At 47.4% G+C, this 14,909-nt stretch carries 12 protein-coding genes and 1 tRNA gene; all 13 read right to left on the reverse strand.

The genetic code is table 11. The features are described 5' to 3' along the window. Positions 1-125: 125 nt before the first annotated feature. Positions 126-908: a DNA-binding protein gene (locus MD588_RS08005; RefSeq protein ID WP_265696556.1), complete on the reverse strand. Its 783-nt coding sequence runs from the start codon at positions 906-908 to the stop codon at positions 126-128. Positions 909-1,003: 95 nt separating this feature from the next. Continuing rightward, positions 1,004-2,545, reverse strand: a complete 1,542-nt coding sequence (locus MD588_RS08010; RefSeq protein WP_265696557.1) for a coiled-coil domain-containing protein — start codon at positions 2,543-2,545, stop codon at positions 1,004-1,006. Between the two features lie 177 nt (positions 2,546-2,722). After that, positions 2,723-3,877 (reverse strand): tyrosine-type recombinase/integrase, encoded by a 1,155-nt coding sequence (locus MD588_RS08015; RefSeq protein WP_265696558.1) that lies wholly within the window; start codon positions 3,875-3,877, stop codon positions 2,723-2,725. 149 nt (positions 3,878-4,026) lie between these two features. After that, positions 4,027-5,304, reverse strand: coding sequence for a site-specific integrase (locus tag MD588_RS08020; RefSeq protein ID WP_265696559.1), 1,278 nt, complete (start codon positions 5,302-5,304; stop codon positions 4,027-4,029). An 87-nt stretch (positions 5,305-5,391) separates the two neighbouring features. Next, positions 5,392-5,482, reverse strand: a tRNA-Ser gene (locus MD588_RS08025). 95 nt (positions 5,483-5,577) lie between these two features. Next, on the reverse strand, positions 5,578-6,090 hold the full coding sequence (locus tag MD588_RS08030; RefSeq protein WP_265696560.1) for a SixA phosphatase family protein: 513 nt from the start codon (positions 6,088-6,090) through the stop codon (positions 5,578-5,580). A 174-nt stretch (positions 6,091-6,264) separates the two neighbouring features. Next, positions 6,265-7,512, reverse strand: a complete 1,248-nt coding sequence (locus tag MD588_RS08035) for an ABC transporter substrate-binding protein (RefSeq protein WP_265696561.1) — start codon at positions 7,510-7,512, stop codon at positions 6,265-6,267. A gap of 24 nt (positions 7,513-7,536) precedes the next feature. Beyond that, on the reverse strand, positions 7,537-8,979 hold the full coding sequence (locus tag MD588_RS08040) for an ATP-binding protein (protein WP_265696562.1): 1,443 nt from the start codon (positions 8,977-8,979) through the stop codon (positions 7,537-7,539). Positions 8,980-9,016: 37 nt separating this feature from the next. Next, positions 9,017-9,742 carry a response regulator gene (locus MD588_RS08045; protein ID WP_265696563.1) on the reverse strand — a complete coding sequence of 242 codons (726 nt, stop codon included), beginning with the start codon at positions 9,740-9,742 and terminating at the stop codon, positions 9,017-9,019. Positions 9,743-10,106: 364 nt separating this feature from the next. Continuing rightward, positions 10,107-10,313 carry a DUF3283 family protein gene (locus tag MD588_RS08050; protein WP_265696564.1) on the reverse strand — a complete coding sequence of 69 codons (207 nt, stop codon included), beginning with the start codon at positions 10,311-10,313 and terminating at the stop codon, positions 10,107-10,109. A 76-nt stretch (positions 10,314-10,389) separates the two neighbouring features. Continuing rightward, positions 10,390-12,531: a YfaP family protein gene (locus tag MD588_RS08055; protein WP_265696565.1), complete on the reverse strand. Its 2,142-nt coding sequence runs from the start codon at positions 12,529-12,531 to the stop codon at positions 10,390-10,392. A gap of 337 nt (positions 12,532-12,868) precedes the next feature. Beyond that, positions 12,869-13,657, reverse strand: coding sequence for a hypothetical protein (locus MD588_RS08060; RefSeq protein WP_265696567.1), 789 nt, complete (start codon positions 13,655-13,657; stop codon positions 12,869-12,871). Positions 13,658-13,853: 196 nt separating this feature from the next. Next, a complete protein-coding gene (locus MD588_RS08065; protein ID WP_265696568.1) occupies positions 13,854-14,369 on the reverse strand; it encodes a porin family protein in 516 nt (171 codons plus the stop codon). Positions 14,370-14,909: the final 540 nt, after the last annotated feature.

Here is a 14,909-nt window from a genome sequence, read left to right on the forward strand (position 1 = left end):
TAAGGGGCAAAAACGTTTTAAAGCAATTGTAAGATCTGGTCGAGTCGTAATTTAAACGTTGACTCGTAACATCTCAACTAATCCACATGATTACATCTACCCTGATTCAGTTAATCTTGTAAAGATTAATTTTCAAGAGAGGCTTCTTGTGACTTTGCAGCCAAAGAAACCAGATCATTTAACAACCTTACCTTCTCTTCCGAAACGACCTCCAGCTGCATGGTTAACATTTCCAGCTCTTTTTCTTTTGCTGCAAAGTCTGCCTTAAGCTCACCATAGTGTTCCTGAACGCTGTCCAAATCTGCTTCCAGTGCGTCATTGTGCTGAGCCAGCCGCTCATGTTGACGCTGCTCCTCATGAAGTTGCCTGAGGGTGTCATTAAGTGCATTGACGGATGCTTCGAGTTGCTCACTGGCTTGTTGATTTTCTTGCTCTCGCTGCTGCAATTTTGCAAGAAGCCCTGTACGTGCCTGTGACAGCGAAGACAGCTGCGCCTCCAAATCATCAATCCTTTTCATTGCATCGCGAACCTCGGCTTCAGCGGCACGTTCCCGCTCATTTGCCTGGTTAACGGCACTCGCCACACGCGACTCCGCTGTTTGAATTGCTATGCCATTTAACCGTTGGACGATGGAATGCAATTCATGTATCAGCTTTTGGTTAACCGATGATAGCGCCTCTGAGAGCTCGGTGGGTAAATCAGCTGCTACAGTTTCTTGCTCATTACCTTGAGCACTTAGGTACGCCTGCCAAACGCGAAGCAATCGACTGGCATCGCCTTTATTGCCTACAGCCTTGCGCAGTGCAAAGCCCGTAACCCGGCGCTCTTGTTGCAGTAAGGCATTGCCGGCACGAATAATCACTTCGTCGGACACCTCAGGTGTCCGGCCAATTTGAGTTTCACTCATTACACACCTCCGGTGCACTGAAGAAAGTAAGTAAGAAACAGAAGAAAGAAATAAAGAAAGTAACGAAAGAAACGGCTTTCTCTGTTGTTAGCAGATTAGTCATAGCCCACATCACAATCCTCAGGACTTGTGTCGCATGGCTCATCGCCCACGGCATGGATAATGCTGTGCACCACAGGCTGTAAATCCAGCGACAATTCGCTATCTAATTGCTCTGCCAGGCGCTGAAAGTAATCTTTAGCCTGATGCACCAGGCCGCGCTGCTGGTACGCCACACCTATATAAGCCTCGCGAATCATCTCACCCAGCAACTCTCTTAGTTCCCCCTTCAGTTTTGACTTCATTGTGCTCAAGCGACAATATTCAAAATCAAGTGTCTTGATGGCTTGCTCTTGGTCAGCAACCTCTTCTTTTTTCTTGGCGATATCGTGGTCAAGTTGCGCCGATAACTCCTGTTTCCCGGCATACTCACGCGCTAACTGCTCATTGGCTGTTTCAAGCTCAGCAAGCTTGCTGGCCGCCTCTTTGGTTGCCATCTTCAGCTTTTCCAGCCGCTTTTCTTCCAGCTCACATTTGCGGGTCGCGTAATTATGGCTGCGCTTGGACTTGGGCATTTTTACTTGCCGGTTCATTTTCTTACCCTCCTCAGATTGGCGCTCGGTTTCGGGAGCAATCTCTGCATGAAACCCTCGTTTGTGCAGCAGGTGTTCGTTGATGAAGTCACGAAACATGGCTTGCAACCGCTCGCCGTGCAGCACCATTTGCGCTTGTGTGAGCACACAGTTTTCCGGAAGCAGCTCTTCCTCCTTCTCTTCTCTTTCAGCACGCAGCTTGTTCTGCTCGCGGACATACTGATTAACTACTTCAATTTGGGTTTTGAGTAAATCCCAGTTGCCAAAAACACTGTCTTGCCCAGACAGGAAGTAGTGACAATGCGTACCGGTCTCTTCATTTTTTAGTCGCTCATCAGCATGCACCGCCATGGCGTGGATGGGGTATGTCGGAAAATAGTGCGTGAGGAACTTTTCCGTAAAGTCCAGCCAGTCCTGCGGCGTAATGGTTTTGTTATCTACGTTCCAGCGGTGAGGGATTTTAATTATCCCCTCTTGAAGGTATGTGGCATTCTGGTTGGGCCTGGCTCCAGTCAGTTTGTTATGCACATCAACAAACTTTCTGACCGTGCCCATTTTTTGCTGATGACGCGCCAGCGTTTTCATGTCCAATTGCGCTACTTTTCCCGCAGGAATCGGGCAATTATCGGATGTCGTCCAGAGCTCCCGCAGCAATTCGGCCGCATCCTCATGGCCTTTTTGACGTTCAACCTCCATCGCCTTTTTAATTTTGGCTTTGAGTTGCCGACGCCGGGTCTTTAGTCGCGACTGATTCTTCACTTTTGGGGCTGGCATAATCGCGGCTAAGATGGCTTGTTTTTGCTCTAAGCTATAGTCATCTAGCGGTTTGGTTTCGCCGTTAAACCAGAGCAAATTTTCCTTCGCCAGCGATTCATCCCACTCCGGCGGCTTAGCCTTTTGGGAGAGGATACGCAGCGTGTGGCCCAGTATCTTGGCGATTATTGCAATCCCCTTGCCCGTCGTATCGGGATTGAAATGGCGGTGAAAGACATGGATGGTTTTCATGCCCCACCTCCTGTATAGGTGGGGGCCGAATTCGGGGTCAAGGGGGCTCCCTTGCCAGCAGCTGTCGTCTCATCTTTTGCGCAGCTAAAAGTGAGACGATAGCTTAGCTGGTTAAACATCCGTCGCCCTTTTTGGGCGCGGCCCATGTCGAGACTGTCTCCGGCCAAAATCAAAAAACTAGTCATGCGCACCTCCCGACAGGTTCAACGCCTGCTGAAGTGTGCTGGCCAACGCCGGATTTTGCTCCAGGGCTATCAATAACTGTCCAACCAGGCCCAGTGAGGTTTCGGAGGAGCGGTTTGGCAATGAGGGTGCTGCTTTACTAACGGACTGACTTAGGGTTTCCTCAACAGGGTTATCGACAACGCCAAAGACATCATTCATGCATTCATAAAACTGGCCTGCATAGTTAGGGGCATCCTCCTTCAGCCAGCGGGAATAATGTTTATCCACCATAGTGGTATCTTCGTGACCAAGTTGCCGCGCAACCCACTCTTTACTTATCCCCGCAGTGAGGCAATGGCTGGCGAAAGTGTGGCGGGGCTGGTTCGGCCCCCGGTGCTTAATGTCCAGCGCCTTCAAGAAAGGGGTAAAAAAGCTTTTGGCGTACTGCCGCGAGTCAATGAAGGGGTTCCCGGTTTTGGTATTCAGAAATACATGGCGTACATACAGGGTCTTGTAGGTTTTATTATCCGCCTGTAACACTTTTATCCGTCTGGGCCTGAGATGACCTGTCAGCAGATATTGCCGCTTTAAAATACCCACTACATGCGGATTCATCTCAATGGTCCGCAGTGAGGAGGCGGTCTTGGGTACTTTATACCCACCGAGCACTTTGCATTTGTTGATGTCAATTTGACGGCGTTCAAAATCGACGCAATCCCAGTCCAACGCTATCGACTCGCTAATCCGTAAGCCGGTTGCACAGTTGGCCAGGCACAGGTTCTGCTCACCTTGGTATTTGGTTTGCGCTTCCACCAGCAGGGTTAGCTCTGACTTGGTAAATGGCAGAGGCTCGGTGGCTTCAACCGCTAAGTTGTTCAGGCCGTCCATGGGGTTGCGAACAATCACGCCATCGCATTGAGCGCTGCTAAAAATAGCCCGAAGCACAGTGAAATGTTCATTAATCGTTTTGTTGGCAAACTTCTTGTGCGCCTTGATTTTCCAGGCTTTGATATCGGATTGCCTGATGGCCGCTATCGGCCTGTTGCCAAAGCGCCGGACCAAGTTTTTTACTTTGGATTTGACGGATTTCAGGGTAGAAGGCGCTACCTCAAATTGGCGCTCTGCGAGGTATTGCGCAGCATAATCTGCAAAAGTGTGTTGAGCCATTGGTGACCTCCGCGGTTCGAGCCGCTTTTCATCATTATTTGGTCACAAGCTAACACGCCCCAAAGGGCAAATACATACTAAGCTGCTAATATTTGATGCTTTTTTGTCAATCAAAACAATTGGTTATACATATTCTCATATAAGGCGCGTCAAAAATCCACAGTACAATCAGCGCCATAGTTGATTAACTCCAGGTACTTCTTTAACACACTGAGCTTGTATTTTTTTCCATAGCGACCAAAGGTTATTTTTTGGTTTTTATGGCCGACCAGTTGGGCAACGATGTTTTCATCTACCTCTTGTTGTTTCAATTCATCAACAAAGGTATGCCGAAACGAATAAGCAGTCGGTCGCTGTCCCGCTTTCATACCGATTTTATTCTGCAATCTCGCAAGCTGTTGGCAATATTGGCGAGACCAGTCTTTGTTCTCCCCTAACGGGATGTAAGAAAATAGCTGTGTCTGGCCTGCTTGCTTTAGTTCAGACACATAATCTTGAAATCCCCATGACAAAATCTTGGTATGCACCGGAACAAGACGGTATGAACTGTCGGTTTTGACACGCTGCTCACCCCCTTCTGAACTGACACGGATACAGGTCATGCCATCTTGATCACAAATATCTTCAACCCTTAACTGACATGCCTCCGAAGGCCTGAGGCCGTGGAACAACATCAGGAGGGTCACCCACTTGAACGCGGCATCCTTTGCTTTAAACTCAGCAGACTGAAACAGCCGCTTTAATTCGTGTTTTTGCCAGCGCTTCCGCGCTGAACCATCGCCAGTGCTCGACGATTTAGCCATCGGAATACCCGTAAAGGGGTTGACCGTGGTATAGCACATCAGCTTGCACCACTTAAAAAACTGGGAAACAGCCGATAGATATTCCTTGTTCGTCTTATGGCTGCGCCCCTCTCCTAGCAAGACATCCCGATACACGAGTGCCTCTGCGCTGGTAACCTGAAACACCGTTGTCGCTTTGGTAGAGGTAATAAAGTGTTCTATGCGCTGTTTAAGCTGTTTTACCGTTAGTGGTCGCACCGACTCTTTTTCCTTCGAAGCGATAAATTGCGATAAAGCTTCACTTAATGTGATACCCGGTGGCGGCTTCGATGCTTCAACGTCGCTTGCTTTGCTGGCTATCCGAATAGGAACTGTTGTCTTATCAGGGGAGGTAAAACCGATGCGGATTTGGTTGATAGTTTGGTCAACCAAGCGCTTAAAGTCAGCCACGGTTTCATCAGGCCGAACACCGGCAACCAGCGGGCGTAGGGTTCGGGCGACTTCAAGGTTACGTTCTACAGCCTCGGCACGACACTTGGTTAGGAGCGAAACCTTGATGTCAAACGGGAAGCCTCTGTCTTTTAAGGATTTTGGCAGGCAGATACGAGTGTAGTAGGTACAATTTGCAGCGCGGAATAGGTACATTGTCTCAGTCAATCCTATTGTGGATGCTTGCAATGCCCAGATACAAAAAAAGCCGTTGATAATCAACGGCTTTCTTCATTTTTAATTTGGCGGAGAGATAGGGATTTGAACCCTAGATACGCTACAAACGTATGCCGGTTTTCAAGACCGGTGCTTTCAACCACTCAGCCATCTCTCCTTTGTGCGGCGGATAATACAGAGCCTCATTTCGGTTGTAAAGCAGCATCTATAACAATTCAGCCTGAATGCTTAAATATCAACCGCATAGTGTAATTAAACTTCACGTTGCTCTGGTTTAAAGCTTTTCCGCTTTGGGAAGTCAAAGTAAAACGTCGATGCCTGCTCACTCGCAATGGCCTGCCAGCAATCAACTTCAAAACCAAAAACGACCACCCCACAGGTCGGAATATTATCAGTCGCCAGCCCCAGCATATTACCCAAGTCACTAATCGCCGGGTTGTGACCCACCATCATTAAGCGATCAACTTGAGCTGAACTTTCCTTAATTAAATCGAAAAGTTCAAAAGCCGATTCGGTATAGAGCTCGGCTCGGGTCTCCAACTTTGGCTGCCCAGTGAGCCCTTGAGAAAAAAAACATGCCGTTTGAACGGCTCTCAACGCCGAACTGGATACAATCAACTGAGGGCCGCTTTGCCAGGCATTGAGGCGGTGCACCATTTCCGGGGCATTTTTCATCCCCCTTGAGTTTAACGGCCGCTCGTGATCATCCAATGTTGGATCATCCCAAGAAGATTTTGCATGGCGAACAAGAAAAAGTAGCTTCATTTTCTATCCCCCCTCCACTCCGGTATAGCGCAAATTATCTATACCATTAAATGGTCAGATATATGTTGTTTGGATATAAGTATATATAAGCGTTTGAGAAAGGCTTAGCGATAGGCCTGATAATTGTTCAGCTTGGTATGAATAGGCGGCCTCGCGACCTGAGGCCAACCAAATTTACATTGCGGATTTTACCGCCCGAGCAAGCTTGCTGGCGGCTTTCTCGGGATCCGGTGATTTGGCATGGAAGAAGTTACTCACCACATCAAAAATCGCTCCCTGCACATAACTGGTTGTTGCTAGCCCCTGAGAAACACTTGGCACCAGACCACCGCTTTTTGACGTTGCCTTAAAGGTGGCCATTGAATCGAGCGCACACTGATCAAACTTGCTCATATCCATATCTAGACGAACAGGGATAGAACCTTTGTTGAGATTAAAAATTTCCTGAAAATCTTTATCAAGGATCGTCTTCGCCAAGTCTTTTTGTGCCTGGCGGTTTGCTTCATCGCTTAACTTAAAGAAGGCAAAACTGTCGATATTATAGGTAAACTGGCCGTGCGTGCCGGGAGCCGCCACACACAGATAATCCTTGCCTGGTACTTTGCCCGCCGCCGCAAACTCACCTTTTGCCCAGTCCCCCATGATTTGCATGGCGGCTTCACCATCTATCACCATCGAGGTGGTTGAGTACCAGTCACGTCCACGGGAATTCGGATCGATATAATCTCGCATTCGACGAAACTGGACAAATACCTCGGTCATCTTCCGGCCTGACAGAACATCGATATCCAAATCAACAAACGCTTTTTGATAATCTTCAGGGCCAAGTACCGCAAGGGCTACCGCTTCAAATAATGTGACATCCTGCCATGTCTGACCACCATGGGCTAACGGAATAAAGCCTGCCGCCTTGATTTTATCGGCTGCGGCAAAAAACTCATCCAACGTCGTCGGCACTTTCGCCCCTGACTTTTTCAGTACCTCAGGATTTACCCACAGCCAATTTACACGGTGGACGTTCACAGGCACGGCAACATAGTCACCTTCATATTTCATGGTCTGGGTCGCGACCTCTGGAAGGACACTGTCCCAGTTTTCAGCCCTGGCCACATCACTCAGATCCGTCAGAAAACCCAGCTTGCCCCACTCCTGAATATCATGACCTTTAATCTGCGCAGCAGAAGGTGGGTTGCCAGAAACCGCGCGAGTTTTCAGTACGGTCATCGCACTTTCACCACCACCACCAGCGATCGCAAAGTCTTTCCAGCTATTGCCCTGCTCCTCCATCAGTCCCTTTAAGACCGAGACAGATTTAGCTTCGCCGCCGGATGTCCACCAGTGCAATACTTCCACTTCACCAGCTAGAACTACGCTCGAGCTCAGTGCAAGCATCAGTGCGGTAACAGTCTGTTTCATTTTCATCATCTTGCTCTTAAAAAAAGCTATCTACTCTTTCAATAGACGCGGAATATAGACTTTGACTTCCAAACCGCCTTCTTTGGCGTTGTGAATGGTCATATCACCACCGTGGGCATGAATAATATTGCGGGCAATGCCCATGCCTAACCCATGGCCTTCGTCATCTTTGGCAATTCGGAAATAAGGTTCAAATACCGCCTCCAACGACTCTTCCGGGATACCTTGTCCCTTGTCTTTGATGATCAATATCAGTGAATCGGGCTCATCTGAAACAATGATGTTAACCTCATGACCATACTTCACACCATTGTCAATCAGGTTGCTCAAACAGCGCTTCAACGCCAACGGTTTACCGGTCATCGGGGCAATGGGGGTATTCGGTAAATGAACTTTGATCTGCTTGCTGTTGTGCCGCTCGGCAATGCTGCGCAGCATTTCAGACAGATCAACCTGAATCAGGTTTTCATGCAGATCGGTATCTTTTACCGTCTGCAAGGCCCCTTTAACCATCATTTCGAGCTCATCAAGATCGCGGTTAAACTTATCGATTTTCGCTTCGTCATCGATCAGTTCGGCCCGCAGGCGCAACCGGGTGATAGGAGTTTTCAAGTCATGGGAAATCGCGGAAAACAAATGTTCGCGATCATCGATATAACGTCGCAATCTTAGCTGCATTCGGTTGAACGCCTGTGTCGCCGTTACCAATTCGCTGGCTCCTTCTTCGACCAGTGGAGGCTGGTAGATATCGAGGCTGAGCGCATTGGCGGCATTGGCCAAGCGCTTTAACGGCTTGGTCTGACGGCGGATCATAAAATAGGTGAAAACGAGCAGCAGTGTCGTGATAAAGACCAGGAAAATCACCTGCTGCCCGGTAATAATCTCATCTTCCAGCGTCACATAAGGCGAAGGTAATAAGGCCGCAATGTACAGCCATTCGTTTGTCGCCAGCTCTAACTGCACAACTAAAATGGGCGGGTTAAACGGCTCCAGGCTCAAGGTATAGTGCGCCCATGAACGCGGCAGATCCGTCAATAGGATATCGTTCTTCAGAACGTGCAGGGTTTCCGGACGAGAAAACTCGACTCGAATAACATCTAGCCGCGGCAACTTCTCGCTCAACACCTCTTCAAAAACCCTGACGGCAGTATTTTTCATCTGCGAGGAGGGAATTGGATCAATGAGGATTTCTTCTTCGTTGAACGATACAAAGAAACGGGTTCCGCCCATATTGCGCAGCTGATCCAGAACAATATGGCGATATTCGAGGGGCAGCGACTGAAAGAAGGTAACCGTTGATGCAAACATAGACGCCATACTTGACGATGCCGACTCCAGACCTTCCAAGTCACGCTGTTTAGACTGCCCGTACCAAATAATGGTGGCGATCATCTGGGCCAGAAACACCGCCAATAACGTAAACCACAGAGTGCGCGCCAAAAGCGATTTGGGCCACCATTTTTTCCAATTCATGAACGATGCCTTTTTCTGTCACGTCAGGAGCGCTAGATCATTCTTCGTAAGTGACTTCGGCATTGAAGGAGTAGCCATTCCCACGAATGGTTTTTATCAATCTCTGCTGTGTCCCCTTGTCTCCCAAACGCTGGCGCAAGCGGCTAAGCTGCACATCAATACCTCGCTCTGATGGGTGTGCCTCGCGGCCACGGGTCGCAAAGGAGATCGTATCGCGATCCAGCACTTCATGCGGGCGGGTCAGAAATAGCATCAGCAGAGAAAAGTCACTGCCCGAGAGTTCATAGTCACGACCTTTCTCCAGATCAAACAGTCGGTGAGATGTCGTTTCCAGACGCCAGTTGGCAAAACGAATTGCTTTTGGGGTCGAGGGAGCCTGCTGGGTCTCAGTTGGCTTAACCCGGCGCAGCAAGGCTTTGATTCTCGCCATCAGCTGCCGTGGACTGAACGGCTTTGCAATATAGTCATCGGCACCCAGTTCCAGGCCAATGATCTGATCCATTTCGTCAGAAACTGCCGTTAGCATGATAATGGGTACATCAGAAGTTTTACGAATGTACTGGCATAAGGTGAATCCGTCATCACCCGGCATCATTACATCCAATAAAATGAGATCGGGGTAACCCATCGCCAAGCGACGTTTCATTTCCTCGCCTTCGGCAGCGGTCGTTACCGTAAAACCTGCTTTTGTCAGGTATTCATCCAGTAGCTCGCGAATCTCCTGATCGTCATCAACAACAAGGACCTTCTTGCTCGCACTCATTTCATCTTCCTTCTGTACCGGCGGTATTTCTCGCTAGCAGCAAGCTTACGACAAGCTCTATCTATACTGCGGACACCGATATGTTACCTACTATTAGAACCAGAACATCAAGGTCAGGGAACCATTGCTGCTTTTCTGATTATCTCTTTACGTAAGATACCAGACCGCATCGAAAAAGGCGCGTATTATGCCTCAGAATCATGAACTTCACGGCTAATATTGATGATTTAGTCAGCAAAACCAAAGACCTTATAGGCCTTGGTAAAAACGCCATACCCTGTACCTGCCTCCACTCCCTACCGGCCTGCTACGCAGTATTACTGTCTTCAAGATCAAAAAAGCTGCCATTGGCAGCTTTTTGGAACTATGCAACACCCATCTGGGTTTTATACTTGCTTACCGCGCGATTAAAAAAATCTCGGTCATCGTCATCTTCAATATTGTTACTCAGCTCAGCAAACACCTCATAGCCTTTCTTGGCATTTTTGACCTGCCACACGGCATAAGCAGCCTGCTTGTCTAATTCAATTCGATTTTTTTCAGCTTCAGATAACAACGTTAAGTTATGCATAACCCAGCACCAACGGTAAAACACAGCGCCGATCTTAGCCGATTTTTTTCTCCAGACCAATGATAAACCCGCAGCTTTACTTTGCGTAATACTTATTCTCGACAAATCGCTGCAAGATTGATGGCATCGTAACGCTGAATGATTGCGGTACGACCTGATTTTGATCTGGTGACTCAACCCACTGGTTAACGGTAACCACCTCAAAACTCTTGCCTTCGGCAACTTCGATATCAAATACATGCCACCAGCGTGTTGGCTGTTCAACGGGGGCCATGAACGGCGTTACCTGGCCATCAATCGCCAGCCTGACATTGGTTGTCGTTCTGTCCATCAATATTTCATTCGAGTAGTTATGAACATAATAGGAATACTTCCCAGCGAGAGGATACTCAAATAAAGATACGACCTCTGGCCCATAACTATCCGTATCATCGACATCAAGGAAGATCCGCTCGTTATTCACAACGGCTTCTTTAGCGCTGAAATACACATGGAAGCGGCTACCATTTCCGTCAGGCCCGAAAAAATGAGAGTCCAGATCCCGCGGTGCTTCCCCCCAGCGCAAAGTAATTTGGGTCGAGGCCGTATCCAACAACAGGCAGCTATCAAGCGTTATATCTTCTGTTAGCGTCGAGATGGTCTGTGTTCGGCTCTGCTGGCCCAAACGGGCTGACAATAAAATTTCACTTTCCATTCTGACCGGGATAGAAAATTCGCCAGCACTATTCGAGTAGCTCGTCGAACGACCGTTGTAGTCCAGTCCTTCTGACTGCAACCGAGCGTTGGCAATACGCTGCTGCTCTGTATTCTCGACACAGCCATTGATATAGACTGTCTCGTATATTCGGTCCGCATTCCAGGTGGTAAAATGGCTAACCGTACCGGCATAATAATCACCGTTGACATCCGAAACTAATGTGGCCTCGCCTTCTTCAATCCAAATTCCCTGTATCGGATCGTAATAATAGAGAGGAATAACGGCTGGAGCGGCAATTCCTGTTGCCGGGATACGAATATCAGCCTGTTGGCCTTCCGCCAGTTGCAGAGGTGCACCACTTTCATCGGCAAAGGTCACCGTTATTGCGCCGAATGACTCTATCGGCAATATCTCGCCATTTTCATCCCGGGTCACCATTTCACCCGGCATCAGATGAATATCCATTGTTGAATCAATAATATTCAGTTCTGCCGTCACCGCAGTGGTGACAGCGTTGCCCTGGGAATCAACCAAACTATTAGCCGGCAGTGATACCAACACCTGGTCTTCAACTTTAAGTTGCTGCGCCTGTGTTGGCTCAAATACCACTGAGCCATGTACAGGCGGTAACAGGATTTTTTGCGGTAGCGCTATTTCTGCAGGACGGATTGTCACCGCCCCCTCACGGTAACCCTGCGCATCGGCAGACAATGTCATCCGCTCGGCCAATAAACGATCAGCAATAGCAACGCTATAGGCTCCGGTTTCATCACTTTCTGTTTCAAAAGCCACGACATTATTCGCCGACAACTTCACCTTACCGCCAGCAATCACGTCATTATTATAATAATCTGCTAACGTGCCCGAGATGATCAGATGATAGATTTCATCAAGTGAGAATGTCACTTCAGCCGGCTGAGCATTATCTTCGCCGCCATCAGACACTCGAACCGTGACATTACCTATTTGTGAAGCGGTTACTGCCGAGGTATAGCTAATTTCCCCGGTTGTACTGACAGTTAACTTCTCAGGGCCTGCAACTTTTTCGAAACGAAGATCGGTACCGTTATTTTCGTCATCCGGATCTGCCACTCCCAACTGCAAGATCAGAGTCTCGCCGGAATCAACCTGTTGATCGCCCACCACCGTTACAACAGGAGCATCATTAACAGGAGTAACTGTCAGCTTAAACGTCTGAGTTACTGTTTCATCACCAGACTTCACCACCACAGTCACTTCGCCAGACGTCAGAACCCCTTCTATAGGCGTCCACTGAACCAAGCCTAAATCAGATACCGTCATCCCTTCAGGGGCATTGTTCAACGAAAATTCAGGCGTTGCTAACCCACCAACATCTACCTGGTATTGAAACGATATATCTTCCGTGGCATTGGTTGGTGCCGGAGATAAGATCCTACCGCTAGTCACCTGCTCATCTGAATTATCACTATCGTTGCAGCCTGCTAGAACCAAGGTAATTACCGATGCCAGCAAACTTAACTTAATCACTTTACTTATCATTGTGGTATCTCCTTATACCTGACAGAAACAGTTAATGATTCAACTGCTCTATAGATGGATCAGGTGAATTAACTTAATGGGGACGAATACACACAAGAGAGTAATGTGAGTAATAGAGACAAGCGATCCAATGCTCACATTAATATGCAGCCCGCCGCATATTAATGTGAGAACAAAACAAGTTTTGAGTCTTTTGGGGAGTAAATTGGAGGCACGGGTACCATTACCCGGTTAACGCAGCGAGGAGAATAATAACCTGATCAGTAATGTTGTTCTCACAAGTGAGCCTGTTCCGGAAGAACAGACAGCAGATGTCATAATAACGAGTTATGGGATCCTAAAAGCCGAGGAACATCTTCAAAATAATAAAAAAGCCAGCCACAACTCCCATCGTCAGTGCCACACTAAATACTGGGCTTAATGTCGATGAACAAGGATTATGAATAGCATCCGTCAAAGTCGGCTCATCTTTATCTGGTTGCTTTTGCCCTTTGATTAGTTCAGATACATAGTAGGTAATGGTTTCAATCGATTCATCGACAGAATCAATAACCTGAGCACCTAACCACTTTTCGTTGTCCACAAGTTGATTGTGGTCAACTGAGCGAGGCTTGCTGAACAAACCGGTACGTCGATCAATCACCGATACAGCAGATTGACCATCTTTTTGATACCAGACCCAACAGGGCAAATAGCTGCCTTCAATTTTGACTTTACTCGGAAAAGGATAGTGAGAGTCTTCCATTACCTGCAACAACTGTTCTTTTGACGAAACCAGGTAATGTAGCTGCTGGAGGGATTGCTCTAGCCAGTGAGGGAAATTGTTCCGATAAGACGGCTGACGCAACGGGGCCAATCGCGCCGCACCGCGCACTACATATTCTGTAACCAATCGATTTACCGGCTCATTATCAGGCCAAATTTTCTGCGCTAAAGATGGAGGAAGCAGTAACCGTTGGCTCACCGTGCCACTTGGCGCCACCATAAACAACAACTGTTCATTAGATTCTAGAGTAGCGAGATTACCAAACGGCTGATACTTGACTTTCCATGGGACAGTAATATCACGGAGAATAGTGGCATTTACTCTTTCTACTGTTGCCTGATAATGCTCATAGTTCGTCATGGCCACCCTCCGATATATTCATCTACCACTTTTAAGGTATCGTAAATGAATATCCTCGTGGCTACCTTGATCCGATTCGAATTTCAGCTAATTCATTGCTTTTTTTACTTAACATAACCTGAACCATCGGTATTTTGAATCCAATATGTAAAATGCCGCCTCACGGCGGCACTTAGTCCGTTATAAGTAATGATAACTATAAGCCGACACCGACCCCCAGGATGACTGCGTTATTTTCTACATCCCCCATATCACGGTATTCATAACCTAGGCTCAAATCCACTAACGGAATAATTGTTAGGACAAAACCAGCTCCGCCAGTAAACCCCCAGCCATCATCACTGTTCTTAATGCCTTGAGATTCAATATCAACATCGTAGTAATTTGTCCCCGCCTTGGCATATAAACTACCAATTAGCAAAGGAATGTCACCTCGAACCGTGATCGGAAAAGCGGTGTAGTCAATATCATTGTCCGCCTCGCTTAGATCTGAATCGACTTCAGCACTACCCTGTACTACCCCGGCATTTACACTAAAGATATCGTTAATTTGGTAAGTCGCATTCAGCCCATACTCAAAGCCATACTCGCTGTTTCCATCAAAATCAAGACGAGCAGCCCCCGCACTCGCCCCAACCGATACTCCCAAAATATCAGCACTCGCTGGTAATGCCATCAGCGCCAGCAGCGTAAATAACAAACGCTTCTTCATAGCCACAATCCCTCGTTAAAAACACCCAGCCCACCTCAATTACTCAGGTATAACCTGTGTGATGAACTTATTCTTATCACCATTTACAATTAGACGACAAATTCCACTAATACCAATTCGTTAGCTAAATTTCGTGCAAGCCCTCACTGAAGAATCATCGTTTACATGCTGCTTAGCGACTCTCACGGAAGGCAAGAAAATCTAAAGACATAATGAACATATAAAACTGCCTAATTATTCCTTTTTGGCTAAAACAGCCATGAAATCCATTACAAGATCACATATTGGTACCTAGTGTTTCACTCTGTATACAATTGTTAATCTGATCCAAAAAATACAGATAACATGCTGAAAAAAATAGATTTAATGTGGGAAATTTGAATTGACAACCTAATTAATAACAACTTTTAAGCAAACGGTTTCCCTCCCATTTTCAACAGAATTGGTAATCAAGGGGCTATTTTTGGATAATGGGGAAACAATTTGTGATCAAGATCGCGAGAATAAAAGACCGCGTTCCTTACACTTAACCCCATCAAA

The organism is Photobacterium obscurum (assembly GCF_026191635.1).
Lineage (GTDB): Bacteria > Pseudomonadota > Gammaproteobacteria > Enterobacterales > Vibrionaceae > Photobacterium > Photobacterium obscurum.